Origin of the sequence: Bradyrhizobium sp. 142, from assembly GCF_023074015.1 — a bacterium.
Taxonomy (GTDB): domain Bacteria; phylum Pseudomonadota; class Alphaproteobacteria; order Rhizobiales; family Xanthobacteraceae; genus Bradyrhizobium.
This window is the reverse complement of record NZ_JADPKQ010000240.1, coordinates 62,914-87,344: the sequence shown is the minus strand read 5'-3', so window position 1 is coordinate 87,344 and position 24,431 is coordinate 62,914. Positions and strand designations below refer to the sequence as shown.

The following is a 24,431-nucleotide window of genomic DNA, read 5'->3' as shown; positions in this document are numbered from 1 at the left end:
GACGGAATGATCACGCGACGGAGCTTCACCGCGGGCGCAGCGACGCTGCTCGCCGCCGGCCATATCTCGACCCGCGCGCGGGCTGCGGCGGTGAGCTGGGACATGTCGACGGTCTGGCCCGACGGCAATTTCCACACCCAGAACGCTTTCGCTTTTGCTGAGGAAGTGAAGAAGCAGACCGGCGGCGGCGTCGCCATCACCGTGAAGGCCGGCGGCCAGCTCGGCTTCAAGGGACCCGAGCACCTGCGCGCAGTGCGCGACGGCCTGGTGCCGCTCGCCGACGTCCTCAACATCCAGCAGGTTGGCGACGAGCCTTTCATGGGCGTCGAGAGCATCCCGTTCCTTTGCAGCTCGATGGACGAATTGAAGGTGCTGCACAAATATGTGCGGCCCGAATACGAGAAAGTCGCCGCGCGCAACAATCAGAAGATCCTCTACATCGTGCCGTGGCCGACGCAGTATCTGCACCTCAAGGTGAAGATCGCCGATGTCGACGGGTTGAAGAACATCAAGATCCGCGTGCCCGACAAGAATGCCGTCGACATGCTGGCGGTGGTCGGCATGGCACCGGTGATGATCCCCTGGGGCGAGACCATTCCCGCGCTGGCCTCCGGCGCGGTCTCAGGCGTCTCAACTTCGGCGGTGTCGGGCGTGGACGGCAAATTCTGGGAATTCTTGAAATTCATCTACCCGACCAATCACGTCTGGTCGTCGCAGATGCTTACCGTCAATCTCGACTCTTGGAAGGCGCTCTCGGGCGATCAGCAGCAATTGGTTTCCGGCATTGCCGCGAAGATGGAGCCGGCATTCTGGGCAAACTCGCTCAAGGCCGACGTCGACAGCCTCAACCGCCTGAAGGAGGGCGGCATGGAGGTGGTGCCGGTCTCGGATGCGATGATGACCGACATCCGCAACAAGACCGCGCCGCAGCTCGACGCTTTCCTCAAGCGCGCGCCGGCGGCAGACAAGCCGGTGCGGGCCTATCTCGCCGAAATGAAGCGCTGAGGTGATGGCGAGCGTCGTGCCTCCAGCTCCACAAAGCCTGAACGCAGCGGCACCGGCGCCGCTGCGTCTCCTACTCGACGGCATCGACCGGCTCGGCCGGCTCGACGGCTGGATCGGGGGCGGCTGCTTGCTCACGCTAACGTTGTTGATGCTGTGCGAGGTCGCAACCCGCTTCCTTTCGAACTTCCTGTGGTTCTTTCCGCCGACGATCTCGATCGCCTGGGAATACTCCTCCTACCTGATGGCAGCATCGTTCACCTTCGGCGCGGCGATGACGCTGCGCGTCGGCGGCCACATCCGGGTCGTGCTGCTGTTGAAGAACGTGCCGCCGCCGGTGCAGCGTGCGATGGAAGTACTTTCGGCGGCGGCTGGTTTCGCCTTCATGGCTTTCCTGACCTCGGCCATGGCAAAATTCGCCTTCGGCGCGTTCGTCCGCGGCCAGGTGTCGACCTCGAGCGACACCCCGCTGTGGTTTCCGCAAGCGGTCGTCACGTTCGGGATGCTGCTGCTCACGCTCCAGTTCCTGGCGCGCGCGATCCAGGCGGTGCTCGGCCTGCCGCTGGAGGATCACCGCATGAAGGCCTCTCCCGTCGAATGACCGCGCTCGCGCCTGCTACCGGATACCGGATTTCATGACCATCGAAGTCGTCAGCCTGTTCGTGATCCTGTTCGCGCTGCTGGCGGGAGGCGTGTGGATCGGCCTGACGCTGGCGCTCACCGCGACGCTGCTGCTGGCAATGTTCCGCTCGATCCCGCTCGACAAGCTGCTGCCGCAATACGCCTGGAATATCCTGACCACGCAGGAGCTGCTGGCGCTGCCGTTGTTCATCCTGATGGGCGAACTGTTGTTCCGCACGCGGCTGTCGCGCTCGCTGTTCCAGGGGCTGGCGCCATGGGCCGGGCTTCTGCCGGGCCGGCTTCTGCATGTGAACGTGATCGGCTGCACCATCTTCGCGGCGATCTCGGGCTCCTCGGCGGCGACTACGCAGGTGATCGGCCGCATGTCGCTCAACGAACTCGTGCGCCGCGGCTATTCGCGCGACATCGCGATCGGCTCGCTTGCAGGCGCCGGCACGCTCGGCTTCCTGATTCCCCCGTCTAACATCATGATCATCTACGGCGTGCTCGGCGACGTTTCGATCCTGAAGCTCTTCACGGCAGGTGTGCTGCCCGGCCTGTTGCTGGCCGCCACCTTCATGGGCTGGGTGATGCTGCACACGACGCTCGACGGCACGCTGGTGCCGGAGACCGAGGCGAAGCTGTCGCAGGTGCCATGGCGCGAACGCTTCGCCGCACTGAAGGACCTCGCGCCGGCGCTGTTCCTGATCGCCTGTGTGCTCGGCTCGATGTATGGCGGGCTTGCGACGCCGTCGGAAGCCGCCGCCGTCGGCGTGCTCGGCGCGGCGCTGGTCGCCTGGGCACAAGGCGCGATGTCGCAGCAGGTGATCCGCGACGTGCTGATCGGCTCGGTCGTCACCTGCTCGATGATCGCGCTGATCGTGCTCGGCGCCTCGATCCTAGGCAACGCGGCCGCTTTCCTCGGCATTCCGCAGGCGGTCGCCGCCTTCGTGAAGGGGCTCGGCCTGTCGCCCTTCATGCTGATCGTCGCGCTGATCGTCTTCTATTTGATCCTCGGCTGCTTCCTCGACGGCTTCTCGATGATCGTGATGACACTGCCGATCGTGTTGCCGATCGTGAAGGGAGCGGGCTTCGACGAGATCTGGTTCGGCATCTTCCTCGTGCTCGCGGTCGAGATGGCGCAGATCACCCCGCCGGTCGGCTTCAACCTGTTCGTGATCCAGGGCCTGACCGACGACGGGCTCGGCTACATCGCGCGCGTGACGATGCCGTATCTCCTCATCATGATCGGCTTCGTTCTGCTGCTGACGCTCTGGCCCGGCATCGTCACGATCCTGCCGCGGCTGCTATACGGATAAACCTGCGCCACCTTGGTGAGGTCGGGAGAAGAGGGCAATACACACCGAGTTTGCCGGCCGCCGTGATGTCGAAGGTGCAGAAAGTTCTTTATTTGGACATGCCCCGCACTGCGAGGGAACGTTGGATGGCGCGTCGGCATTGAGAAGCGTCGGCACTCCAGCCGGCTCATGATGGAGGAGATCAATTCATGAGGAAGCTTCTTCTGTCGGCGGCGGTCAGCGCCGCAATGTTAGCTGGCGGCACATTCGCAAACGCGCAAGGAACTTCGACGGGTGGGTCGAGCGGTCACGATCTCAAGCAATGCTGGGACGTGAGCAGTAAGGTGGTCCGCGACATGAGTGGCACCACTGCAACTGGACCGTCTGGAAATACTACGGTTGGTTCAACAACATCGCCGGGAGCAAGCTCTGGCACTACTACTTCTTCTTCTACTGCTCCTTCTTCCGCTACCAGCGCCAACGCCAATGCTTCGGCACGCCCCGCCGGAATGCCAGACTGCTAGCCTTCCGTTCACGGCGAGTTACAGACCACGACGCTGACTCCCCCCGCTTTACGGGGGTTTTCTTTTGTCTACCGGCCAGCCAATGCCGCAGTTGATGGCGCCGTACTGCGGCAAGCCACCAGTCGCTCCTTTGAATGTGGTTCGCTAAAGGCAAAGGTAAGCTGGCCTGTCGTTCCACGACGGCTATCGCATGCGCATCGCCATTGCACTCCATGTGATCCGGCGTACTCTAACTGCCGAGGAGGCAATAGCAGCCCCGTCCAACAAACGTAGCTTCGTAGCTTCTTTGGCGATCTTCGCTGGAGAGATCGAAACTTGCTGGGAGCCCGTACAGGGAGAAACCGACGGGTACTGAACGTAATCGCACCACGCAGTCGGCCTTTGAAAAGATGCAGTCGAATAATTGCAAAAGTGGGAGGACGTGCACATGAAAAAGCGGTGGCGAAATTCAGGTCTTCTTGTTATCGGCGCGATGCTGATCGCGTCGTCAGCCCTGGCTCAATCGGTGGATACTGCGCGGATCGAGACCGCCGGTCAGAACGATTGGCTGACCTATCACGGTTCATACAAGTCCTATCACTACAGCCCGCTCGCGCAGATCAATGCAAGCAATGTCGGCAATCTGAGCGTCGCCTGGATGCATATTCCTGGACGCTCCACCCGTGGCCTGCAATCAATGCCGCTCGTGGCTGATGGCGTGCTCTACTACACCGGTTCTTACAGCCGGGTTTTTGCGCTGAACGGCGCGACGGGCGAGGTGATCTGGTCCCATTTTCCGGAACTGGACGAGGTGCTGATCGCCCGCCAGACCCATTCTCCCTACAACCGCGGCGTGGCGCTCGGCGAGGGCAAGGTCTTTGTCGGCACCATGGATGGCAGGCTTCTCGGTCTGGATATGAAGTCGGGGAAGGTCCTCTGGGAAACCAGGCTGATCGACTCGCAGAAGCTCACGGTCGGTTTCACCGGTGCGCCGCTTTACGCGAAGGGTACGGTGATCATCGGAGCGCAAGGTGGTGAATGGCCGGGTCGCGGCCCGATCTTCGCCGTGGATGCCACGACTGGAAAGAAGAAGTGGGAGTTCCTGACGGTTGCAGGCACCGACGAGGCCATGAAGACGTGGGGAAGCGACTCCTGGCGCACGGGCGGCGGCGGCGGCTGGATGCCGGGCACTTACGACTCCGAGACCAACACCATCCTGTGGGGCACCGCAAATCCGGCGCCGCTCTACGATTGGTCGGGCGCCGACTACAAGACGCAAGGTGCGCGTCCCGGCGACAATCTCTATACGAGTTCAGTGATCGGTCTCGACATCGATACCGGAAAGCTGAAATTCTATCATCAGGAGTTACCGCACGACGCCTGGGACTTCGACAGCGCCGTCGGCGAATTTGTGATGTTGGAACGTGACGGCCAAAAGTTCGTGGTCCATCCGAACAAGGGCGGTTTCGTCTTCGTCTACGACCGCAATCTCGCCGTGAAGAATGTCTGGCGGCTCGTTGAGAATATCAATTTCGTCAAGGATATTGACAAGACGGGCGCTCTGATCGGCCGCCGCGACTTCACCGCGGGGAAAGTCACCGAACCGCCGCTGTGCCCATTCATTGGTGGCGGCGTCAGCTGGAACGCGGGCTCGTACAATCCGAAGACGGGCCTCTACTACAAGATCGGCCAGGAATGGTGCATGACGCTCGACGTCCAGAAGACGACGCCGGTCACCACGCCCCAGGTCCAGCTCAACATCGGCGCCGATTTCAAGATGGCCCCCCCTCCGGGCGGCGAGATTTATGGACATCTCGATGCGCGCGATCCCATCACCGGGGCCAAGAAGTGGGAGGTTCGCTATCCCGAGCCGCCGCTCGGGAGTGTCCTGTCGACTGCGGGCAATCTCGTATTCGTGCCCGACTCCCGCGGCATCCTTCATGCCTACGATGCTGAAACCGGGACCGAGCTGTGGAATCACAACAACGGCACCGGCCATCAGGGCGGCATCGTCAGCTATTCCATCAACGGCAAACAGTACATTGCCGTGGCCGCAGGCTTTGGCGGCATGCTGGCGGACGAGTACGCGCCGAACTTCGGCGGCGTCTACAAGAGCATGCCGCGTGACGACGGGGCGCTCGTCGTATTCAGTCTGAAATAGGCCGTCACAGATTGCCGGGGAGCAGGTGCAAGCTTGCTCCCCGTGCATTGAAGTTGCGGGCGTGCTTCAGGACATGAATGCTTCAGGACATGGAGCTGGATATCTTGAAATTGCATTTGAAGAAGTTCACCGCGCTGCTATCGGCGGTGCTGGGCGCCTCGTCGCTCTGTGCTGCACCGGTTCAAGCGCAGTCTGCTACCCCCGCACCGGACAACGGGACATTCGACGTCGAGCAGTTGTTCGCGGGGACTTGCGGCTTTTGTCACTCCGACGGCGGCCGGGCCGCCGGCAAGGGACCGCAACTGATGAATTCGCCACGCGACGACGACTTTCTTCACAACCGCATCAAGAACGGCAAGTCTGGCGCGATGCCGGCATTCGGCGGGGCCTTCACCGACGCGCAGATCGACCAGATCATCAAATATATCCGTGCCTTGAAGCCGCACGAGGGCTGAATCGCCGAGGCCCGATGCATCGATGCGAGGACGCGGAATGAAGGCGATTCTCTCGCTTCTTATGGTCGGTGCCGTCATCGGACTGTGGGCGCCGGTGCAGGCGCGAACCCTGGACGCGATCCGTTCGTCCGGCGTACTCGGGTTATGCGCCCATCCCAACTCGCTTCCGTTCGCGAGCAAGGCCGGCGATCCTCCCGGCTTTCAGGTTGAATTGGGCCAGGCGCTGGCACGCGAGCTCGGCGTCTCGCTGCGGCTCGACTGGATCATCACCCAATACCAGATGCGGAGCGCCGGCTGTGACATCCTTCTCGATGTCATTGCCGACCGCGAGGCGCAAGGCGAAACCCGCTTGAGGATCTCAAAACCGTATTATCGCACGGGCGTCGCACTCGCCGTACCGCCATCCAGCACGCTGGCCTCGTTCCAGAGCCTCAACGAGCATACCAAGGTTGGGGTGCAGGTCGGATCCGTCGCGGCCATGATCATCAGTCGGCGGCACGTGCCTACATCGACCTTCGGCTTCGAGAGCGACAGCCTCGATGCCCTGTTAAATCATGAGATCGATGCCGCTGCGGTTACTCCCACGGCGGCGAGCTATTTCAATCTGACGCATCCGGACAAGGCACTCCGCATCTTGGATCGTGACGAGAGCGTAACCGATCTCAACTGGAACGTTGCCGTCGGCATGGTCCGCCCGGATGATGCGTTGCGCGAAGCCATCGATGGAGCCCTTGAACGGTTGCGCAACGACGGCGCGATCGATCGGATATACGGTCGCTACGGGGTCGTACTGCAAGCGCCGAGATAGCAGCTATCGTCCCGGCCGCCGTGGCCGGGACGATCTCTCGAATGTCGCTACGCCGCCGCCTTCTTCCGGGCCTGCTCGGCCTTGTACAGCTCGAACTCCTCCGCGATCGCCTTCGCGATCGAAGGCCGCTGCCGCAGACGCTCGTAATAGGCCTTCACGTTTGGCCATTTCGCGAGCTCGATCGGCGGCGTCGCCATCGTCCAGTTGATCACCGTAACGAGGTAGGCGTCGGCGACGCTGAAATGATCGAGCAGGAAGTCGCGGCCTTTCAGGTAGTTGTCGAGATAGTCGAGCCGCGACAAGTTCTTCTCCAGCACGTAGGCTTTTGCTTCCTGCGGCGCCTTGCGGTCGAGCACGGGCACGAACAGGCCCTTGTGCAGCTCGGTGCCGATGAAGCAGAGCCATTGGTGCAGCCGCGTGCGATCGATCCCGGGTCGCGTGCCGATGCCGGACTGCGGGAACAGGTCCGCGACATATTGCAGGATTGCCGCGTTCTCGGTCAGCACCACGCCCTCGTCGGTGCGCAGCGTCGGCACGAGGCCGATCGGGTTCACAGTGCGGAAGTCGGAGCCGTCGTTCAGCACCGTCTTGGTCGGCGGATCGACTTCGAGATAGTTCGCCTTGGCGCCAGCTTCATACAGCGCGACGCGGGTCGCCATCGAACAGGCGAGCGGCGAGAAATAAAGATCCATCGTTGTCTCCTTGGGTAAATTCCCTGGGGCATTTCCTCGGAACTCAACCTGGCCAGATTGATTTTTGTACTGTCTTGCATATTATATCGATGGTCAAGGATTATTTTGCGAGATGGTACAAAAATCAAAGGGGCCGCCCGCAGTGGCATCCGAGCAGCCCAAGCGCCGTGGCCGCCCGCGTGCCTACGAGCCCGATGTCGCGCTCGGCAAGGCACTCGACCTGTTCCGCACGCAGGGTTTTGCCGCGACCTCGCTCGATGACTTGAGCGAAGCCACCGGCATGAACCGGCCGAGCCTCTATGGCGCCTTCGGCGACAAGCGCGAGCTCTACATCAAGAGCTACCAGCGCTACCGCGACGACGCGCGCGCCTCGATGACCGAGATCTTTCGCGAAGAGATGCCGCTGCGACAGCGTCTGGAGGGCATCTTCGCCTGCGCGCTGAACATCTATCTCTCAGGCGAGACCGGTCCGCGCGGCTGCTTCACGGTGGTCACCGCGGCATCCGAAGCAGTCAGCGATCCCGACATCCGCGCCATGGTGCTGGAGGGTCTGTCCGAGCTCGACAAGGCCTTTGCCAATTGCTTCCGCCGCGCGAAGGAAAAGGGCGAGCTGCCCGAGACTGCCGATCCAACCGTGCTGGCGCAACTCGCGTCCGCCACCGTCCACACCATCGCCATCCGCTCGCGTGCCCGCGTGCCGCGCAAGGAGCTGGAGGCAATCGTGAAGGGGGCGATCGATATGATGGTGGGCCTAGAGTCAAGCCGCCGTCCCGGCGACGGCCGGGACCCATAACCACAGGGAGTAGTTTGGCGAAGACTCTCGGTTAAGTGTTTAACCGGTACTTGCACCGCGCCTTATCGATGGATCACGCGGTATGGATCCCGGCCCCCGTGCGCAATTGCGCACTAGAGGCCAGGACGACAACGAGTTTGTAGTGAGATATCCCGCATCCGCTACGCCGCGCGGATATGTGCGAGGAAGCGGTCCACCTCGTCGCGCAGCCGTTGCGACTGTTTCGACAGCTCGACCGCCGAGCCCAGCACTTCCTCCGCCGCCGTGCCCGTGGCGGCGATGCCGTCGGTGACGCCGGCGATATTCTGCGAGACTTCGCCGGTGCGGGCCGCGGCCTGCTGGACGTTTTGCGCGATCTCCTGGGTTGCCGTGCCCTGCTGGCCGACGGCGGCAGCGATTGCGGCCGATATTTCGTCGACTTGCTGAATCGTCGCGCAAATCGACTGGATGCCTTCCACGGCGCCACTGGTCTCGCCTTGCACGGCCGTGACCTGCGCACCGATCTCCTCGGTTGCCTTCGCGGTCTGGGTTGCCAGCGCCTTCACTTCGGAGGCGACGACGGCGAAGCCGCGGCCGGCCTCGCCCGCGCGCGCCGCGTCGATGGTGGCGTTGAGCGCCAGCAAATTGGTCTGCCCCGCGATGCCGCTGATGAAGGAAACGACGTCGCCGATCTTCTGGGCCGCCTCGGCCAGGCTCTGCACGCGTGCATTGAACTGCCGCCCGTCGCTCGCGGCCTTGCCCACCACTTCGGTCGCATGCGCCAGCCGCCGGCTGATCTCGGTCATGGACGACGACAATTCTTCGGCGGCGGCCGCGACCGTCTGCACGTTCTCCGAGGCAAGCGCCGAGGCCGATGACACTGTGCGCGTCTGTTGCCGCGACTGCTCGACGAAATCAGACATCGAGCGCGCCGTATGCTCCATCTCGACCGCGGCCGCGGACACTGTGGTGACGACGTCGCGGATGCTGGCCTCGAAATTGTCGGCGAGCGCGGCGAAGGCGCGCCCCTTCTCCGCTTCGGACTGCGTCTTGGCATCGGCTTGGTCGGCCTGCAGCTTGCTGAAATTCAGCGCATCGTCGCGGAACACCGCAACCGCCTTCATCATCGCGCCGACCTCGTCATTCGCCTTGCTGGCGGGGATGGCGACGTCGAGCCGGCCCTCCGCGAGCTCGCGCATCACAGACGTGATGGACAGGATCGGGCGCGAAATGCTCCGTGCAATGAGATAGCCGACAATCGCCGCCAGCACGAGTCCGAGCGCGGCGATGCCGATCGCCAGCAGCCAGGCGCGGTCGGCGGAGGCCTCGTAATCGCCATTGTCCATCACCAGCTCGACCGCGCCGAGCGGCTTGCCGGAAAAGTCCTTGATCGGTCCAAGCAGCGCGGCGACCGGCGTGCCCTCGAGCTTGGCCCGCCGCACGGTGAAGCCACCCTCGGTGGCGTGGCCGTACTCGGCCGCATCGAAGAAGCTCCTGCCCTTCAGCGTGCCGCCGAACAGCTTGAAGCCGCTGCCGTCGGCAAGATGGAAAGCGACGTCGACGTGGCGGTTGGTCTTGAAGTCATCGAGGAACGGCTGGCCGAAGGTCAGGCCGAACTCGACGCTGCCGAGATGCTTGCCGCTTTGCGCGATCGGCACCACGCCGCGAATCCCGAGTCCGGCGACCCCGCCTTCGAGGCCGACCACGACCCTGCGCTCCTGGTTGGCGATAAGTACGGTCTTGCGGAAGCCCGAAAGGTCGTCGCCGAATTTGGCGGGCTGGTGCACGCGCAGATACGAGGTCGCCGGCGGCACGTGGAACTGGAACTGATCGACGCCATAGTCCGACTTGATGGCCGCGAACACGGGCCCGAACAGCCGCACCAGCGCCTCGCGGTCTTGCTTTGCCATCGCCTCCTGCGTCGCCGGCATCGCTGCCGCCACCGCGCTCATCGCGGCGGCGCGGTGCGATTCCTCGGCGATGCGCGATTGCAGGGCGTCGTAATGGCTGCGCAGCTCGCGCTGGTCGGCGCGATCGATGATACCTGCGATGATCCACATCGCCCCGAGCACGGCGAACAGCGCGGTCGCCGCCGCCGTCACTGCCAGCGCAACCGTGATCCGCATCCTGAGGCCGAGTGTCGCCCGCATGTCCGACTCGTTCTTTGAGCGTTGGTTAAGAACGTCTATCAACTTCTCGCTAAGAGAGGGTGAACGGGGAGGAGAGCGTGGTGGTTGTGCGGGTCATTTGGGACGACGGCTCGAGCCAAATGAAGAATGTCGTCCCGGCGAAGGCCGGGACCCATAACCACAGGATGCAATTTGGCGAAGACCCGTCGTTCGGGACTCCTACCGCCCACACCCGGTAGATTCCGCGGTATGGGTCCCGGCCTTCGCCGGGACGACACTGAAAGTGAGACGCTTGCGTTCTCCGAAATCCCGGGCGCCTAATACCCCCTTGCCCGGTCCACCACGTTCTCCAGCGCGCCGCTGGCCTCGAACCGCGCGATCTGCTCGGCGACGTAGGCCGAGATTGCTTCGGCGTCGGTGTCGGCGGCGTTGTGCGGCGTCAGCACCACCTTGGGATGGGTCCAGAACCGGCTGTCCTTTGGCAGCGGCTCCTGGACGAAGACGTCGAGCGAGGCGGCACCCAGCGTGCCGTCGTCGAGGCAGGCGAGAATGTCGTCCTCGTTCTGCAAGCCGCCGCGGCCGGCATTGATCACGACGGGCGCGCCGAGCGGGCTTTTGCGGTTGAGCTTTGCGAACACATCGCGGTTGAGAATGCCCCGTGTGTCCGGCGTCAGCGGCAGTAGGCAGACCAGAATGTCGGTCGCGCGCAGGAACGCATCTATCTGCGCGGCGCCGTGGAAGCACGCGACGCCCTCGATGACACGCGAACTGCGGCTCCAGCCCGCGACACAGAAGCCGAGCCGTCGCAGCACGTCGGCCGCGTCGGCGCCGAGTGTGCCGAGCCCCATGATGCCAACCGTGACGGCGCTCGCCGGCCCCTGATATTTCGGCTCCCAGCGCTTCTCGCGCTGCGACTGCCGCAGGTAAAGCTCCTGGCGATGGTGCATCAGCACGTGCAGCACGACATATTCAGTCATGCGGCCCGTGAGGTCGGGCACGGCGACGCGGACCAGCGGCACATCGGGCAGGCTCTTGTCCGCCATCAGAGCATCGACGCCGGCGCCGAGATTGAAGATCGCACGCAGGTTGGGGAAGGCGCCAAGATCGCCCGGCACCGGCTTCCACACCGCGGCATAGTGTACTTCGGCGGGATCGAGCCCGGCATCGGGCAGCAGCACCACGCGGCGGTCGCCACAGACCGCGTCGAACCGGGCCTTCCAGCGCTCCGGCAGCCAGTTCTGCTGCGTGCTGTTGATCAGGACGGCCAGTGTGCCTTTGGTCATTCCAGGTGCCTCGTCGGTTCCGCTTTGAAAGGCCCTCCTTGGCACGAACGGGCGGATTTTTCCTGCAAATTATTTCCGCAATCCTGTCGGGGCGAGGCATATTGGTTCGTCTTCAGAACAAGAGTTCAAGGAAAGTACGACCCATGCTCTACGCCATCCTTTGCTATCACGATGAGGACTTCGTCGGCTCCTGGAGCAAGGACCAGGACCAGGCCGTGATGAAGAAGCTCGCCGTGGTGCAGGACAAGCTCACCAAGGAGGGCCGGCTCGGGCCGGTGGCGCGGTTGTTGCCGACCACCGCGGCGGCGACGCTGCGCAAGGAGGACCCGCCGCTGGTGCTCGATGGTCCCTATGCCGAGACCAAGGAGCAATTGCTCGGCTTCTACATCGTCGACTGCAAGAATCTCGACGACGCGCTCGACGTCGCGCACGACCTTGGTGCCGCTAATCCCGGCGGCGCCTACGAAGTGCGCCCCGTCGGCGTGTTCAGGCCCGGAGGAAATCTGACGTGAGCGAGGCCGATACTGCCTGGATCGAGACCGCGCTGACCTCGGCGCGCCCCCAGGCCGTCGGCGCGCTGCTCCGCTACTTCCGCGATCTCGATACTGCGGAAGAGGCGTTCCAGAATGCGTGCCTGCGCGCGCTGAAGACCTGGCCGCAGAATGGACCGCCGCGCGACCCTGCGGCCTGGCTGATCATGGTCGGCCGCAACGTCGCGATCGACGAGGTCCGCCGCGCGCGCAAGCAGGCGCCGTTGCCGGAAGACGACCAGGCGATCTCCGATCTCGACGACGCCGAAGGCGCGCTCGCCGATCGGCTCGATGGCTCGCACTATCGCGACGACATCCTGCGGCTGATGTTCATCTGCTGCCATCCGCAACTGCCGGCGACGCAGCAGATCGCAGTCGCGCTGCGCATCGTATCGGGCTTGACAGTGAAGCAGATCGCACGCGCCTTCCTGGTGTCAGATGCTGCGATGGAGCAGCGCATCACCCGCGCCAAGGCGAAGGTCGCGGAGGCCGGCGTGCCGTTCGAGGCGCCCGGCGCGGTCGAGCGCTCCGAGCGGCTCGCCGGCGTCGCGGCGATGATCTACCTGATCTTCAACGAAGGCTATTCGGCAAGCGGCGATACCGCGGAGATCCGCAAGCCGCTGTGCGAGGAGGCGATCCGGCTGGCGCGGCTGTTGCTGCGGCTATTCCAGAGCGAACCGGAGATCATGGGGCTGACGGCGCTGCTGCTGTTGCAGCATGCGCGCAGCAACGCGCGCTTTGCCGACGACGGCTCGCTCATTCTTCTTGACGACCAGGACCGTTCGCTGTGGAACGGCACCTTGATCGCGGAAGGGTTGGCGCTGATCGACAAGGCGATGCGCCACCGCCGCAGCGGGCCCTATCAGATTCAGGCCGCGGTCGCCGCGCTGCATGCGCGCGCGGCGACGCCGGCAGAGACCGATTGGGCGCAGATCGATCTGCTCTACGGCGCGCTGGAGCTGGTGCAGCCCTCGCCGGTGGTGACGCTCAACCGTGCGGTCGCGGTCTCCAAGGTGCGGGGACCGCAAGCCGCGCTGGACCTGATCGAGCCGCTGGCGCCGAAGCTTGCTAACTACTTTCACTTCTATGGCGTGCGCGGCGCCTTCCTGATGCAGCTCGGCCGCAACGACGAAGCCCGCGTCGCCTTCGACCGTGCCATCGCGCTCGCCAACACATCGGCCGAGGCCGCCCACATCCGCATGCACATTGATAGATTGATCAGGGATAGCCAGCCAAAGGACGTTAACGGCGGCGCCAGGCAGGGCGCAAAGGCGAAGTAGGGCGGTGCTTACATCAACGTCGTCATAGCCGGGCTTGTCCCCGCCATCCAGGTTCTGTCTTGCTCTCCAAGTACGTGGATGCCCGGGACATAGGCGAGCGGAAGGGACGCCGTCCCTCGAACGGCTGTGCCCGGGCATGACGCGAGGTTGGCAGCATGCCAAAAAAGTTCTGTTCCGTGTTGTCGGCCCTAGCCCGTCCACTTCGTCCTAAGCCTGTATCCCGGGAGCCATTGATGCTAAAAGCAGTTGCCATCGTTGCCGTCGTGTTCGCGGTCGGTATTGCTGCCGTCCTCGTGCTCGCGCTGACCAAGTCCGACACCTTCCGTGTCGAACGCAGCCTCGCCGTGAAGGCGCCGGCCGATGCGATCTATCCGCAGGTCGCCGATTTCCACCGCTGGACCGCTTGGTCGCCCTATGAGGGGCGGGATCCCGCCATGAAGCGGACCTTCGGCGGAACCGCGCAGGGCAAAGGCGCGACCTATGCCTGGGATGGCAACAACAATGTCGGCGCCGGCCATATGGAGATCCTCGAGGCGAACGCGCAGTCGAAGCTTCGTATCAAGCTCGATTTCGAACGTCCCTTCGAAGGCCACAACACCGCCGAGTTCGCTTTTGTGCCGCAAGGCGATGCAACACTGGTCACATGGGCGATGTATGGTCCGGCACCGTTCATGTCCAAGGTCATGCAGGTCTTCATCAACATGGACAGCATGATCGGCAAGGACTTCGAGGCCGGCCTCGCCAGCCTGAAGAAGCTCGCCGAGAAGTAGCGAGCGTCACTGCCAGAAAGTGAACAAGGAGAGAAACGATGCTCAATCCCTATCTGTTCTATCAGGACACCTGCGAAGCGGCGTTCAACTATTACGCCAAGGTTCTCGGCGGAAAGATCGATGCGATGATGCGCGCCTCCGACGCACCGCCGGACGCGCCCGCCGCACCCGGCCGCGAGAAGACGATCATGCATGCACGGATGTCGCTGCCCGGCGGCAGCGTGCTGATGGCCTCCGACGCGCCGCCCGAGCATGCTCAGAAGCCGCAGGGCTTTTCGGTCTCGCTGACGGTCGCCGACGTCGCGGAGGCCGAGCGCAAGTTTAACTCGCTTGCCGACGGCGGCTCGGTCACAATGCCCTTCAGCAAGACGTTCTGGGCCAAAGGGTTTGGAATGTGCGTCGACAAGTTCGGCATTCCCTGGATGGTGAACTGCCCGGCGGAAGGGATGTGAGCGCGGGCGTGATCACCCGATGCATCAACTGGCGCCCCCCTCTCTCTGCGTTGTTGCAGGAGAGGGGAGGCACATGAGTAGTCAGTGCGTGCGCTCGGCCGCGGGTTCCCTCAACGGACCGATCCCGTCACCTCTTCGCTTGGCGGCGGAACGCAGCGAGGGCAGATCACGAGCTTCGTGCCGAGCTGCCTGTCATTCTCCGCTTCGATCTCGTCATGGACTGCCCACCATGCATCGGAGTACGGGCGCAACGTAGCCAGCACTCTTTCCCGTTCCCGATTGGGATCGCTCGCGGCGGGTGCTGGATTCACCACACGACGCTTCGTGACGGAGGGCCGGTTCGGATCCTGGCCGAGGCCGTCCCATGCGATGGGGCGGCGCTCCTGCGCCGGCGCCACCGTGCATCCCGCGATCGCTGCGCAGAAAATGAGCAGGATCAAGCCGGGTCGCATCATGCCGGGCCTTCGGTGCAGTACGTGTCACGCAAAAATCCACGTGGGAAACTTTGCATCGCGTCGGTCAATGGAACTCAAGGGAAACACTTAGCCGGCATGGCCGAATATCGAATCACGCTTCGCACTACATTGCGAGAGCAGTGAGGCCGCTTCGTGAAAAGATGCGGACCGCATCGCACAACAATTGGCGCAAGATTGGGCTGTGAACTCCGCGTCAGAATCGTTAATTGTGATTCATAAAATCTACAAACTAGGGTGGGACGTGACTTGGAAGGGGAGCGACCGATGGCGGCGGCGCTGCAAATCAATTTTGCTCTTTGGGGAATGCTGATCTGCGCAAGCATGAAGCTGGCGCCGTTGGTTCAGACTTTCCTTTAGAAGAACAACCAGTCTGTGACGATCATGGCTCCCTCTGCGAGCACGTAGAGCCAGCCAGCGGCTGCGACCGCGCTCGCAAGCCGGCGTGTTGATCTGCGTCACGCTGCTGCGTGCCGTCGAATCGTCATCGGCAGCGCGAAAAGATCGCGGCGAGATCGCGCCCCTTCAATACGAGCAACCGCGACGTGAGGCCGCCGTGGCGGCTGATCCAGTCGCGCACCGGACCTGGATAGGCTTGCAGCACCACTTCGGACGCCTCCGGCTCGGCATAGAACCGCCCGCGCCGGTCGACCGAGCGTGCCGCGTGGAAACCGAGCGCGGCGCGCTTCGTGACGCAGATACGCTCGCCTGGCACGATGCTCAGCACCAGCGTGCAAGCGGACAGGCAGGGCCCGTCGATCACCACGCGCTCGCCGCTTTCGCGCACCTTCTCGAACAGATCGAGGAACGTCCCGACTTGGCCGCCCGGACTCTGGATGATGCGGATTTCGGCGGCAGCGGGTGTGGCGGCGAACATTACGGCTGCGAGCGCCCAGGCCTTGACCATCGTCGTGATATGCATGGAACGCTCCACGAACTCGATCCCCGGGGCCTACCCATTGCGGCGCTGCCCGCGCAGCGTCGGCAGACCGATGCCGGCCGCATCGAAGCCGCCATCGACGGCCAAAATTTGGCCGGTGATGTAGCTGGACCGTTCCGAGCACAGGAAGAAGATCGCTTCCGCGAGTTCCTCTTCCAGGCCGTAGCGGTTGAGTGGAATGGCATCGTGATAGTCGGCGCGGATCTCCTGCGAATGCACCTGCTTCGCCATCGCAGTGTCGACCGGCCCCGGCGCCACCGCGTTGACGCGGATGTTGAGGGACGCGAGCTCAACCGCGAGCTGCTTGGTCAGATGCGCGAGCCCCGCCTTGCTGGTTCCGTACGCCGAGCGCAGCGTCGAGGCGCGCACCGCCGAGATCGAGGTGATGTTGACGATGGCGCCGCCGCTGCCGTCGCGCATCAACGGCACGGCCGCCTTGGTGCAGAGGAATGGGCCGGTGAGGTTGACTTCGAGCACGCGGCGCCAGTCGGCGTCCTGCGTCTCCATCAGCGGCGCGAACACCGCAATTCCGGCATTGTTGACCAGCGCATCGAGCCGGCCGAACCGCCGCTCGATCGTCTTGATCGCGGCGCCGACCGAGGCCACGTCCGAGACGTCGCAAGTCAGCGCCAGCGTCGTCTCGCCCTGGTCGATCTCGGCGACCGCGCGGCCGAGCAATTCGCGCTCGATATCGAGCAGCGCCACCCGCCAGCCCTCGGCCAGAAATTTTTTCGCGGTCGCAAGCCCGATGCCGCGCGCGGCTCCGGTGACGAGGGCTACGTTTTGCGGGGCTTGCGGCATTTTGCTGATCTATCCTGGGTCCGGGAGGTCGGTTGCGCGCGAGCGCTGGCTCCTTTACTTCTACTTCGCTTTGGCTCTGATGAGAAAGGGCCAGTCCCGCCAATTGAGCGGAGCAGGCGCGACTGCAGACCGGCCGCGGCGCAAGTTGCCGAAGATATCCTGCGTTCCGCCGACGCAATGCTTGGCGCGATGTCGGAACGGCCGTTGCTGCATCGTCTTCCATCGGGGTGTTGCCGAGGAGACCGATCGATGCCTGACGACCGCGAGAGCCTGATCCGGAAGCTGTTTGCCGTCTACCTCGCCAACGACCAGCAACAGGTTGCCGACGCGCTGGCCGACGAGTTCCGCTTCACCAGCCCTTTCGATGACGATCTCGACAAGGCGACATATTTCAAACACTGCTGGAGGGATACCGGCTGGATCGCGCGTCATGACATCGAGCGCATCTTCGTCGCCGGCGACGAGGCCTTCGTCACCTATCGCTGCCTGGCAACGGATGGCAGGAGCTTTCGGAACACCGAGTTTCTGACATTTGAAGGCGGCAAGGTGCGCCGCATCGAGGTCTATTTCGGCGCCGCCTTCCAGGACGGCCGCTTCGTACCGCAGTCGCGCTAGCGGGCGGCCAAGATCTTCGACGCAAGGCTTCTGAAAAGACCTCCGGGCCAAAACCTCCGGGCCATAGCCTCCAAAATAATTCTAGTCCGGTGTCGGTTTTGGAAGAGGGCGCTCGTCTTACAGGGGAGTGCGAGCCAGCTCGGCCCCCATCGGCAGTTGTTGGCCGCCATGGAATGAATGGATTCCGGGCCTGCGCCTTACTGCGCATCCCGGAATGATGAGGCAAACGAGGAAAGTCCCCATGCGATTCATGATGCTGATGATCCCGCTCGGTTACGAGACCGCGCCGCCGGACGTTCAACTCGATCCCGAGCGCGTCGCCGCGATGATGCGCTACAATGAGGCGCTGAAGGATGCCGGCGTGCTGATCACGCTCGACGGCCTGCATCCGCCGTCGACGGGTGCGCGCGTCTCGTTTGCGACAGGCGAGCCGATCGTGACCGACGGTCCCTTCGCCGAGGCCAAGGAAGTCCTGGGCGGCTACTGGATGATCGAGGTCGCCTCGCGCGACGAAGCCATCGCCTGGGCGAAGAAGTGCCCGGCCTCGCCCAACGAAATCATCGAGATCCGGCAGGTGCAGGAGATGAGTGACTTTCCGCCGGAGGTGCAGGAGGCCGCCGCCGGGTTTGCCGACCTGAAGACCAAATAGCCAAGTCAAATAGCCAAGGCGGCGGCCACGGCCGAAGCCCGAGATTTTGCCCACCAATCAAACCTGAGGAGACGCCTATGAGCACCGAACACACGTTTCTTGCCATCTATCTCGGCAGCATGACCGGCACGAAAATGGCGGCCTGGCAGGCGATGCCTGAGGCTGAACGGAAGGCGAAGGAGCAGGAGGGCTTGGCCGCCTGGCACGGCTGGGTCGAGAAGCACAAGGCCGTCATCGTCGAGCTGGGCGGCCCGCTCGGCAAGACCCGGAGGATCGACGCCAGCGGCGTCACCGAGGTCAGCAATGCGCTGACCGGCTTCACAGTGGTCCGCGCCGCCTCGCAGGAAGCCGCCGCAGAGCTGTTCAAGAACCACCCGCACTTTACGATCTTCCCGGGCGAAGCGATCGAGGTCATGCCGGTGTTGCCGATCCCGGGCCGCTAGTCGCCCCGCAACTACGGGACATGCAGTTAATCAAATCCCGCCTGCGCTAGTGACCTTCACGTCCAGCTCATGTAAAAGCCGTTCACATGAGCTGGCGCAAGGAGACGCGCCGCGCCGAGCGCGGCTATCACCACGGCAATCTGAAGGAAGCCTTGTTGCAGGCCGCCCTCGGATTGATCGCCGAGAAGGGCGCCGCCGGGTTCACCTTCGCCGATGCCGCGCGCATGGCCGGCGTCAGCGCCGCCGCGCCGTACCGCCATTTCCGCGATCGTGACGAACTGCTATCCTCGATCGCACAGCGCGGCTTCGAGCAGTTCGAAGCGCGCCTGACCGCGGCCTGGGACGACGGCCGGCCCGATACGGTCACGGCGTTCGAACGCGTCGGCAAAGCCTATCTCGCTTTTGCCCGCGAGGAGCCCGCTTTCTACAACGCGATGTTCGAATCGGGCCTGCCGGTCGATGCCAATCCGGCGCTCCAGGCTGCCAGCGAACGCGCTTTCAACATCATTCGCGCTGCGGCCGAACGGCTTGCGGCCCTGGCACCTCCCGGCACGCCGCGACCGCCGGCGCTGATGATGGCGCTGCACATCTGGTCGATGGCGCACGGCGTGGCCTCGCTGTTCTCGCGTGGCGATGCGGCGCGACGAAAACTGCCGATGTCGCCGGATGAACTGCTTGAAGCCGAGGTGCTGATCTATCTGCGCGGGCTTGGCTTCCCGACCGACCGGCGTCCGCCCGCGAAAAGCGCCGAGCCGCCGCCGGTGCCACCGGAGGCATCCTCCGGTTCTGGAGTGCCGCCGGGCGGTCCCTGGGGCAAGCCGAAATAAAGTTGCGCGAATGATGCCGAGACCGTGTTTGACGGTCGGCTTGACAAAATCGCGGGATGATTTAGCTATGTGAATGTTATTTACATTCACAACGGCGCTGATGCCGTCATGGAGAAGGAAATGGCCTACACCGCTGATGTCAATCGATGGCGCGGCCCTTCGGACCAACACTACGAGCGCCCTCACATGCTCGATACGCCCTGGCACCCCGGCTGGATCGCGGTGACCATCCTCGGCTTCATCATCTGGTGGCCGATCGGACTTGCCCTTCTCTTTTTCACACTCGGGAGCAGAAGAATGTCGTGCTGGAGTCACTCGGATCGCTGGCAGAACAAGATGGAGCGGATGCAGTACAAGATGGACCGCGTGCGCGGCCGTATGGAGCGCCGCGGCTTTGGCTTCGGCCCGCCCTCGAGCGGCAACCGTGCCTTCGACGAGTATCGCACCGAGACGCTGCAGCGGCTCGAGGAGGAGCAGGTCGAGTTCAAGAACTTCCTCGACCGTCTGCGCCACGCCAAGGACAAGGAAGAGTTCGACCAGTTCATGGCGCAGCACAAGACCCGTCCGACGCCGCCGCCGCCGACCGACCAGCCGCAAGGTTGATCCGGAGGCCGGCCTGGAAGCCGACATCTCGCAAAGCCTTCAGGCGCACGCCCCCAAAGTCCTGATGGCCCCGAGCCGCCCGCCTGCGCACCCCGCAGGCGGGCGGTTTGTTTTGAGGGGAATGCGGCTGGCGGCCGCGACGTTCAGAGCGTCTTGGTCAGCTCGCCGTGGCAAGCTGTGCGCGAACCGACGTCAGGAAATGTTCGTAGGCGTGATCCACGATCTCGTTGAGCGAACGCGTTCGCGCGAACATCGCCTTGGCCTCGGCAAGGAACTCGTCGCGGGTCGGTATCTTCGGCAAATGCAGATGCGTCAGCGCATCGACGCCTTCATGGGCGCGATTGAGGATCTCCTGCAGCGTCGGCCATTGCAATTGGGCCAGATCGGCGCGGCGCCGTGCCGACGAGATCGCATCCGCCAGAGTCTGTGCATCGAACCGTCCGGCCAGTTCGCGAGCCGCGCGGTTGATCACGCGAGCACCGAGCGGCTGCTCGTTGCGCAGCACCTGTTCGGGCGGCGCCTTCATGTTCCAGACGATGCCGATCCAGGACAAGATCTTCAGGATGTAATAGGTCACATCGATTTCCCACCAGCGAAAGCCCTGTCGCACGCTGCTCTGGTAGGCGTGGTGATTGTTATGCCAGCCCTCGCCGAGGGTGAAAAATGCCAGCAGCCAGTTGTTGCGGGAGTCGTCGCCGGTCACATAGCGCTTGCGTCCATGCACATGGGCAAGGGAGTTGATGCAGAAGGTCGCGTGATAGAGCAGCACCGTGCTCCAGAGGAAGCCGACGACCAGGCCAGACCAGCCAGCGATCAGGAAGCAGAGCCCAGCAAGCGCGACCGCCGGCAGGAGTTCCAGTCGATGCAGCCACATCAGTTCCGGATAGCCCGCAAGATCGCCGACTTTCACCAGATCGGTCGCGTCGTGCTGCCGGTAGAAAATCCAGCCGACATGGCTGTACAGGAAACCGCGGTGACGCGGCGAATGCACGTCGATTTCAGTATCGGAATGTAGATGATGGTGTCGATGCTTGGCCGCCCACCACAAAACGCTCTTCTGCGCAGTGCTCTGGGCGAGGCAGGCCAGGATGAACTGAAAGACTCGGCTGGTCGCAAACGCGCGATGCGAAAAATAGCGATGGTAGCCTGCTCCGATCGCAAACATCCGCGCGACGTACAGTGACACGCAGATCGCGAGGGCCTGCCACGTGATGCCCGTCCAGATGGCCGCAATACAGCTGAGATGGACCAGCAGGAACGGCAGGGCGGAGGGATACATGACGTCGTCGTGATGGTCGTCGGCGGGGGCGTTGGGCGACATATTTCAGCGTGACCTTGCGTGACCTTGGATGAGGCGGGCGTGGAATTTGCTCAGACGCGCCAAGGCGTCCCGTGTGCGAAAATCCCTGGGGTGGCGGACCACCGCGGGGTCTTGAACGAGATGTTTTTGATGGTACATCCCTGGTCAAGCAGTGCGGCGAAGTTGGTCGCCGCTCACAGGGCGTGCAGATTGTCCGGGGTCGAGTTGCCCATCGAGTTCATATGCAGCTTGGCCAAGTCGTTGGCTGAGATGTCGTTGGCCGACACACTCTTGGCCGAAACCCGACCAATTATATGGTTGCACATATCTGGCATGCAAGCTCGTAGTCTCACGGAAGCTGCGGTGCGGGGTCGCGGCTGCCGCCGACGCAACCTGGTGCGCGGGAGCGCCAACGGCCTATATTCGATCCATGACGAGGAGCGAGGCGGCGATGGCGCGAGCTGCGACCGTGATGAGCAACAGCCTCTGGCAGCAAATACGCGGCGAGGCGCAACGCGCGGCCGCTTCCGATCCCGTGTTCGGTTCTGTCCTTGCGGCCGCCATCTTCGCCCACGGCGATTTCGTCGCCGCCTTGTCCGATCTGATTGGACGCCGGCTCGGCGGCAGCGCGTCCGAGTGCGCACGCTTCACCGCATTTGCCCGCGACGCCTTTCGCGGCCAGCCGGGTCTGATCGAGGCGGCAAGTCGTGACTTGCAGGCCATCGTGATCCGCGATCCCGCCATCGCCGGCCTGTTGCCGCCGTTGCTGAATTTCAAGGGTTATGTGGCGCTGCAAGCCTGGCGCGTCTCGAATTGGCTGTGGAGTCACGACCATGCCGACGCGGCGTTGCTGTTTCAGAACGAGGCGTCGAACGTCTTGCAGGTCAGCATTCATCCGGCCGCACGCATCGGATCGTCGGTATATCTCGACCACGCCACCGGCATCGTGATCGGCGCCAATGTGGCGATCGGCGACGAGGCCACCATTCTCCAGAACGTCAGCATCGGCCGCAGCAGTGAACTGCCGACGCGCTCGCCTCGCATCGGCCGCGGCGTGTTCGTCGGTTCCGGCGCGACCATTCTCGGCGACATCACGATCGGCGATTTTGCCAAGATCGGCGCTGGCACGGTGGTGACGTCAGACGTGCCCGGCGGCTGCACGGCGGTCGGCAATCCCGCGCGGCTGACCAATTGCCCTGAACCTGCCTCTGCGGCCTGAGCCGCCGATCGAACCACCGGCTTTCAATCTTTCGGCGAGTGCAATGAAGACGGCAATCGTGATCGGCGTCCGGACCGGACCGCGGGCCCGGCGCCGGGCTCCGCCGGCGACGTGCCGCTGCTCAGGCCGCGCGCCGACCCTCGTTGCCAAGGTGCGGCGTGACCGGCTCCGAACTGGTCTGGCCCGGTGCGTCCAGCACGGCAACGTGGTGCCGGTGGACCATCTCCCAGCCCTTCCACCCCGTGAACAGAAGGATGCCGACGACGACCAAAGAGAGCACCACGCCCCACGGCTTGATCGCGGCCTCCGCGCCTTGGGCAAAGCGGAGATAGAAATTGATCAGGGCCAGCGCGACCGCCGCGAGATTGCCGGCCATATGGTACCAGGCGGCATTCAGGCTGCGAATGCGGGGCTCGCTGACGAAGTCCGTAAAGCCGGCCACGGCGGCAACGAGCGCCATGACAATGCCGGCGCCGATCAGCCACATCGCGGCCCTGGCCCAGAAGCCATCGCCGGTGCCAATGAACGCCAGATCGGCGATCGGCGCGCTGACCAGAAATGCGACGGGAAACGGGATAATCATCGGGTGGAGCGGGTGATCGCCGATGGCGGCAGTCGTCTTGGGGTTGATGGTCATGGCAAAACCTCGCCGAAAGTGATTTTCGGGACAATTTTCCGAGAGAGCGGTGGTTCCTCCGGGCGAGCGCCCCGACAACGCCACGTGGCGCATATCCTTGGGTTGAGAGCTCCCAATCGTCTGCACTCGCTACCTTTCCCGCAGCCAAATTCGGTCCCGGTAACCGCGCATTAACCAACGCCGGGCTCTGGTAATTGCGGACAATCGCGCCCAAAGCCCGAAGTCAAGGCCTTGGGTCGGGGCCCTTAGTTTTGACATCTTGGCAGGGAATGCAGACGGCCGGCTTTGGACGAGCCCTGTACCCCAGAAAAGACCAAGCTTTAAGCGGGCTTGCCGGCTGCGCCGGTTGGCGCGGCTGTCGGGGAAACGGCAGCCATTTGCTGCCGAAGGACACTGGATAACGATCGCCTTGAGAGGATACTGCTTATGAATCCGGCCGACGTGGCTCAGTCAGCCCTTCCGGTTGCCGCTTCCGCGGACGTGTCGCTGATTGCGCTGTTCTGGCAGGCTCACTGGATCGTGAAAGCCGTCATGCTGGGACTTCTGTCCTGCTCGGTCTGGGTCTGGGCGATCGCGATCGACAAGATTTTCCTGTTTGCCCGCACCCGCCGCTCGATGGACCGCTTCGAGCAGGCCTTCTGGTCCGGCGAGTCGATCGAGGAACTCTATCGCACGCTCTCGGCCAAGCCGACGCATTCGATGGCGGCCTGCTTCGTGGCCGCGATGCGGGAGTGGAAGCGCTCGTTCGAGAGCCATGCGCGCTCGGTCGCGGGTCTTCAGATGCGCATCGACAAGGTGATGAACGTCTCGATCGCGCGCGAGGTCGAGCGGCTGGAGCGCCGGCTTCTGGTGCTCGCGACGGTCGGCTCGGCCGGGCCCTTCGTCGGCCTGTTCGGCACGGTCTGGGGCATCATGTCGAGCTTCCAATCGATCGCGGCGTCGAAAAATACCTCTCTGGCGGTGGTCGCCCCCGGCATCGCGGAGGCGCTGTTTGCGACCGCCGTCGGCCTTATCGCCGCCATTCCTGCCACTATTTTCTACAATAAGTTCACCTCCGAGGTGAATCGGCAGGCCCAGCGGCTCGAGGGCTTCGCGGATGAATTTTCTGCCATTCTGTCGCGTCAGATCGACGAGCGGGGCTGACGGACGGCATGTATAGTGTCAGGGC

General features: G+C 63.6%; 26 protein-coding genes. 18 read left to right on the top strand and 8 right to left on the bottom strand.

Annotated elements, in window-relative coordinates; genetic code table 11:
- Positions 1–6: 6 nt before the first annotated feature.
- The 6 genes from IVA82_RS22470 to IVA82_RS22445 all read left to right on the top strand — a co-directional run bounded on the left by IVA82_RS22470 (position 7) and on the right by IVA82_RS22445 (position 6,848).
- Positions 7–1,005 (top strand): TRAP transporter substrate-binding protein, encoded by a 999-nt coding sequence (locus tag IVA82_RS22470; protein ID WP_247390695.1) that lies wholly within the window; start codon positions 7–9, stop codon positions 1,003–1,005.
- Positions 1,006–1,009: 4 nt separating this feature from the next.
- Positions 1,010–1,603: a TRAP transporter small permease gene (locus IVA82_RS22465; protein ID WP_247390693.1), complete on the top strand. Its 594-nt coding sequence runs from the start codon at positions 1,010–1,012 to the stop codon at positions 1,601–1,603.
- 34 nt (positions 1,604–1,637) lie between these two features.
- The gene (locus tag IVA82_RS22460) at positions 1,638–2,942 is read left to right on the top strand and encodes a TRAP transporter large permease subunit (protein ID WP_247390692.1); all 1,305 of its coding nucleotides are present in this window, start codon (positions 1,638–1,640) and stop codon (positions 2,940–2,942) included.
- A 930-nt stretch (positions 2,943–3,872) separates the two neighbouring features.
- Positions 3,873–5,585, top strand: coding sequence for a PQQ-binding-like beta-propeller repeat protein (locus IVA82_RS22455; protein WP_247390690.1), 1,713 nt, complete (start codon positions 3,873–3,875; stop codon positions 5,583–5,585).
- Between the two features lie 104 nt (positions 5,586–5,689).
- The gene (locus tag IVA82_RS22450) at positions 5,690–6,040 is read left to right on the top strand and encodes a cytochrome c (RefSeq protein WP_247390688.1); all 351 of its coding nucleotides are present in this window, start codon (positions 5,690–5,692) and stop codon (positions 6,038–6,040) included.
- Between the two features lie 37 nt (positions 6,041–6,077).
- Positions 6,078–6,848 carry a transporter substrate-binding domain-containing protein gene (locus IVA82_RS22445; protein ID WP_247390686.1) on the top strand — a complete coding sequence of 257 codons (771 nt, stop codon included), beginning with the start codon at positions 6,078–6,080 and terminating at the stop codon, positions 6,846–6,848.
- Positions 6,849–6,895: 47 nt separating this feature from the next.
- Here IVA82_RS22445 and IVA82_RS22440 read toward each other — a convergent pair whose 3' ends face one another.
- The gene (locus IVA82_RS22440; protein WP_247390684.1) at positions 6,896–7,540 is read right to left on the bottom strand and encodes a glutathione binding-like protein; all 645 of its coding nucleotides are present in this window, start codon (positions 7,538–7,540) and stop codon (positions 6,896–6,898) included.
- A 112-nt stretch (positions 7,541–7,652) separates the two neighbouring features.
- Here IVA82_RS22440 and IVA82_RS22435 point away from each other — a divergent pair, with 112 nt between their 5' ends.
- Entirely contained in the window at positions 7,653–8,333 is a 681-nt protein-coding gene (locus IVA82_RS22435) for a TetR/AcrR family transcriptional regulator (protein ID WP_247390682.1), read from the top strand.
- 161 nt (positions 8,334–8,494) lie between these two features.
- On the opposite strand, the gene IVA82_RS22430 is transcribed toward IVA82_RS22435, so the two are convergent.
- Together IVA82_RS22430 and IVA82_RS22425 are read right to left on the bottom strand one after the other, a co-directional pair.
- On the bottom strand, positions 8,495–10,462 hold the full coding sequence (locus tag IVA82_RS22430) for a methyl-accepting chemotaxis protein (protein WP_247493526.1): 1,968 nt from the start codon (positions 10,460–10,462) through the stop codon (positions 8,495–8,497).
- 296 nt (positions 10,463–10,758) lie between these two features.
- Positions 10,759–11,724: a glyoxylate/hydroxypyruvate reductase A gene (locus tag IVA82_RS22425; protein WP_247390678.1), complete on the bottom strand. Its 966-nt coding sequence runs from the start codon at positions 11,722–11,724 to the stop codon at positions 10,759–10,761.
- A 143-nt stretch (positions 11,725–11,867) separates the two neighbouring features.
- Here IVA82_RS22425 and IVA82_RS22420 point away from each other — a divergent pair, with 143 nt between their 5' ends.
- The 4 genes from IVA82_RS22420 to IVA82_RS22405 all read left to right on the top strand — a co-directional run bounded on the left by IVA82_RS22420 (position 11,868) and on the right by IVA82_RS22405 (position 14,756).
- Entirely contained in the window at positions 11,868–12,236 is a 369-nt protein-coding gene (locus tag IVA82_RS22420; protein WP_247390676.1) for a YciI family protein, read from the top strand.
- Positions 12,233–13,534 carry an RNA polymerase sigma factor gene (locus IVA82_RS22415; RefSeq protein ID WP_247390675.1) on the top strand — a complete coding sequence of 434 codons (1,302 nt, stop codon included), beginning with the start codon at positions 12,233–12,235 and terminating at the stop codon, positions 13,532–13,534. Before IVA82_RS22420 ends, IVA82_RS22415 begins: the two co-directional genes overlap by 4 nt.
- A 233-nt stretch (positions 13,535–13,767) precedes the next feature.
- The gene (locus tag IVA82_RS22410; protein ID WP_247390673.1) at positions 13,768–14,304 is read left to right on the top strand and encodes an SRPBCC family protein; all 537 of its coding nucleotides are present in this window, start codon (positions 13,768–13,770) and stop codon (positions 14,302–14,304) included.
- A 38-nt stretch (positions 14,305–14,342) separates the two neighbouring features.
- Positions 14,343–14,756: a VOC family protein gene (locus IVA82_RS22405; RefSeq protein WP_247390671.1), complete on the top strand. Its 414-nt coding sequence runs from the start codon at positions 14,343–14,345 to the stop codon at positions 14,754–14,756.
- A 110-nt stretch (positions 14,757–14,866) separates the two neighbouring features.
- Here the strand turns inward: IVA82_RS22405 and IVA82_RS22400 are convergent, their stop codons facing one another.
- The 3 genes from IVA82_RS22400 to IVA82_RS22390 all read right to left on the bottom strand — a co-directional run bounded on the left by IVA82_RS22400 (position 14,867) and on the right by IVA82_RS22390 (position 16,970).
- Positions 14,867–15,211 carry a hypothetical protein gene (locus IVA82_RS22400; protein ID WP_247390670.1) on the bottom strand — a complete coding sequence of 115 codons (345 nt, stop codon included), beginning with the start codon at positions 15,209–15,211 and terminating at the stop codon, positions 14,867–14,869.
- A gap of 502 nt (positions 15,212–15,713) precedes the next feature.
- Positions 15,714–16,136 (bottom strand): hypothetical protein, encoded by a 423-nt coding sequence (locus IVA82_RS22395; protein WP_247390750.1) that lies wholly within the window; start codon positions 16,134–16,136, stop codon positions 15,714–15,716.
- 45 nt (positions 16,137–16,181) lie between these two features.
- Positions 16,182–16,970 (bottom strand): SDR family oxidoreductase, encoded by a 789-nt coding sequence (locus IVA82_RS22390; protein WP_247390667.1) that lies wholly within the window; start codon positions 16,968–16,970, stop codon positions 16,182–16,184.
- A 249-nt stretch (positions 16,971–17,219) separates the two neighbouring features.
- On the opposite strand from IVA82_RS22390, the gene IVA82_RS22385 reads away from it, so the two are divergent.
- From IVA82_RS22385 to IVA82_RS22365, 5 genes are all read left to right on the top strand, one after another.
- Entirely contained in the window at positions 17,220–17,585 is a 366-nt protein-coding gene (locus IVA82_RS22385; RefSeq protein ID WP_247390665.1) for a nuclear transport factor 2 family protein, read from the top strand.
- A 241-nt stretch (positions 17,586–17,826) separates the two neighbouring features.
- Entirely contained in the window at positions 17,827–18,234 is a 408-nt protein-coding gene (locus IVA82_RS22380) for a YciI family protein (protein WP_247390663.1), read from the top strand.
- Positions 18,235–18,311: 77 nt separating this feature from the next.
- The gene (locus IVA82_RS22375; RefSeq protein WP_247390662.1) at positions 18,312–18,677 is read left to right on the top strand and encodes a hypothetical protein; all 366 of its coding nucleotides are present in this window, start codon (positions 18,312–18,314) and stop codon (positions 18,675–18,677) included.
- A gap of 86 nt (positions 18,678–18,763) precedes the next feature.
- Positions 18,764–19,504: a TetR/AcrR family transcriptional regulator gene (locus tag IVA82_RS22370; RefSeq protein WP_247390661.1), complete on the top strand. Its 741-nt coding sequence runs from the start codon at positions 18,764–18,766 to the stop codon at positions 19,502–19,504.
- Positions 19,505–19,624: 120 nt separating this feature from the next.
- A complete protein-coding gene (locus tag IVA82_RS22365; protein ID WP_247390660.1) occupies positions 19,625–20,107 on the top strand; it encodes a DUF2852 domain-containing protein in 483 nt (160 codons plus the stop codon).
- A 157-nt stretch (positions 20,108–20,264) separates the two neighbouring features.
- Here the strand turns inward: IVA82_RS22365 and IVA82_RS22360 are convergent, their stop codons facing one another.
- On the bottom strand, positions 20,265–21,428 hold the full coding sequence (locus IVA82_RS22360; protein ID WP_247390659.1) for an acyl-CoA desaturase: 1,164 nt from the start codon (positions 21,426–21,428) through the stop codon (positions 20,265–20,267).
- Positions 21,429–21,858: 430 nt separating this feature from the next.
- Between IVA82_RS22360 and IVA82_RS22355 the strand changes: the two genes are divergently transcribed.
- Positions 21,859–22,626, top strand: coding sequence for a serine acetyltransferase (locus IVA82_RS22355; protein ID WP_247390658.1), 768 nt, complete (start codon positions 21,859–21,861; stop codon positions 22,624–22,626).
- Positions 22,627–22,747: 121 nt separating this feature from the next.
- On the opposite strand, the gene IVA82_RS22350 is transcribed toward IVA82_RS22355, so the two are convergent.
- Complete coding sequence (locus IVA82_RS22350; RefSeq protein ID WP_247390657.1) at positions 22,748–23,263, bottom strand: DUF2231 domain-containing protein; 516 nt, start codon at positions 23,261–23,263, stop codon at positions 22,748–22,750.
- 426 nt (positions 23,264–23,689) lie between these two features.
- Here IVA82_RS22350 and tolQ point away from each other — a divergent pair, with 426 nt between their 5' ends.
- Positions 23,690–24,406, top strand: coding sequence for a protein TolQ (gene tolQ / locus IVA82_RS22345; protein WP_018641591.1), 717 nt, complete (start codon positions 23,690–23,692; stop codon positions 24,404–24,406).
- The last annotated feature ends 25 nt before the right edge of the window (positions 24,407–24,431 follow it).

Coding starts and splice junctions, on each gene's coding strand:
- IVA82_RS22405 (WP_247390671.1), top strand. CDS start 14,343: ATGCTCAATCCCTATCTGTTCTATCAGGACACCTGCGAAGCGGCGTTC.
- IVA82_RS22350 (WP_247390657.1), bottom strand. CDS start 23,263: ATGACCATCAACCCCAAGACGACTGCCGCCATCGGCGATCACCCGCTC.
- IVA82_RS22420 (WP_247390676.1), top strand. CDS start 11,868: ATGCTCTACGCCATCCTTTGCTATCACGATGAGGACTTCGTCGGCTCC.
- IVA82_RS22455 (WP_247390690.1), top strand. CDS start 3,873: ATGAAAAAGCGGTGGCGAAATTCAGGTCTTCTTGTTATCGGCGCGATG.
- IVA82_RS22440 (WP_247390684.1), bottom strand. CDS start 7,540: ATGGATCTTTATTTCTCGCCGCTCGCCTGTTCGATGGCGACCCGCGTC.
- IVA82_RS22355 (WP_247390658.1), top strand. CDS start 21,859: ATGGCGCGAGCTGCGACCGTGATGAGCAACAGCCTCTGGCAGCAAATA.
- IVA82_RS22365 (WP_247390660.1), top strand. CDS start 19,625: ATGGCCTACACCGCTGATGTCAATCGATGGCGCGGCCCTTCGGACCAA.
- IVA82_RS22370 (WP_247390661.1), top strand. CDS start 18,764: ATGAGCTGGCGCAAGGAGACGCGCCGCGCCGAGCGCGGCTATCACCAC.
- IVA82_RS22410 (WP_247390673.1), top strand. CDS start 13,768: ATGCTAAAAGCAGTTGCCATCGTTGCCGTCGTGTTCGCGGTCGGTATT.
- IVA82_RS22435 (WP_247390682.1), top strand. CDS start 7,653: ATGGTACAAAAATCAAAGGGGCCGCCCGCAGTGGCATCCGAGCAGCCC.
- IVA82_RS22375 (WP_247390662.1), top strand. CDS start 18,312: ATGAGCACCGAACACACGTTTCTTGCCATCTATCTCGGCAGCATGACC.
- IVA82_RS22460 (WP_247390692.1), top strand. CDS start 1,638: ATGACCATCGAAGTCGTCAGCCTGTTCGTGATCCTGTTCGCGCTGCTG.
- IVA82_RS22395 (WP_247390750.1), bottom strand. CDS start 16,136: ATGGTCAAGGCCTGGGCGCTCGCAGCCGTAATGTTCGCCGCCACACCC.
- IVA82_RS22360 (WP_247390659.1), bottom strand. CDS start 21,428: ATGTCGCCCAACGCCCCCGCCGACGACCATCACGACGACGTCATGTAT.
- IVA82_RS22445 (WP_247390686.1), top strand. CDS start 6,078: ATGAAGGCGATTCTCTCGCTTCTTATGGTCGGTGCCGTCATCGGACTG.
- IVA82_RS22430 (WP_247493526.1), bottom strand. CDS start 10,462: ATGCGGGCGACACTCGGCCTCAGGATGCGGATCACGGTTGCGCTGGCA.
- IVA82_RS22390 (WP_247390667.1), bottom strand. CDS start 16,970: ATGCCGCAAGCCCCGCAAAACGTAGCCCTCGTCACCGGAGCCGCGCGC.
- tolQ (WP_018641591.1), top strand. CDS start 23,690: ATGAATCCGGCCGACGTGGCTCAGTCAGCCCTTCCGGTTGCCGCTTCC.
- IVA82_RS22400 (WP_247390670.1), bottom strand. CDS start 15,211: ATGATGCGACCCGGCTTGATCCTGCTCATTTTCTGCGCAGCGATCGCG.
- IVA82_RS22380 (WP_247390663.1), top strand. CDS start 17,827: ATGCGATTCATGATGCTGATGATCCCGCTCGGTTACGAGACCGCGCCG.
- IVA82_RS22385 (WP_247390665.1), top strand. CDS start 17,220: ATGCCTGACGACCGCGAGAGCCTGATCCGGAAGCTGTTTGCCGTCTAC.
- IVA82_RS22465 (WP_247390693.1), top strand. CDS start 1,010: ATGGCGAGCGTCGTGCCTCCAGCTCCACAAAGCCTGAACGCAGCGGCA.
- IVA82_RS22425 (WP_247390678.1), bottom strand. CDS start 11,724: ATGACCAAAGGCACACTGGCCGTCCTGATCAACAGCACGCAGCAGAAC.
- IVA82_RS22470 (WP_247390695.1), top strand. CDS start 7: ATGATCACGCGACGGAGCTTCACCGCGGGCGCAGCGACGCTGCTCGCC.